The sequence below is a fragment of the Motilimonas sp. 1_MG-2023 genome (assembly GCF_030547455.1).
GTDB lineage: Bacteria > Pseudomonadota > Gammaproteobacteria > Enterobacterales > CBDFNC01 > Motilimonas.
Map to the genome: position 1 here is coordinate 1 of NZ_JAUOPX010000218.1, position 249 is coordinate 249.

A 249-nucleotide genomic window follows, 5' to 3' on the forward strand; every position below is an offset into this window, starting at 1 on the left:
TTTGTAATGTTGCTTTGGCCGCATTTATTTGCGACTTAAATGACTCCCAGCTCATTATCTATGTTTTTTTTTATGTCCTGACACAATAATTTTGTCTCAGTATAGGGGTTTATACTGGAGAACCCTTGCTCATCAAACACAAAGGTGACTTCGCTATTGGAGCTGCGGCTCCACATTTGTATTGTTAACCACCAAGCGCGGAGATAAATAAAGCTAATGGTTTCAAGCACGACTAAGACTAGCAAGATA

General features: G+C 39.4%; 1 pseudogene. It reads right to left on the reverse strand.

Going from position 1 to position 249, the window contains the following annotated elements:
* Positions 1-35: 35 nt before the first annotated feature.
* A pseudogene (locus Q4519_RS21980) lies at positions 36-249 on the reverse strand (YcxB family protein); the annotation flags it as partial.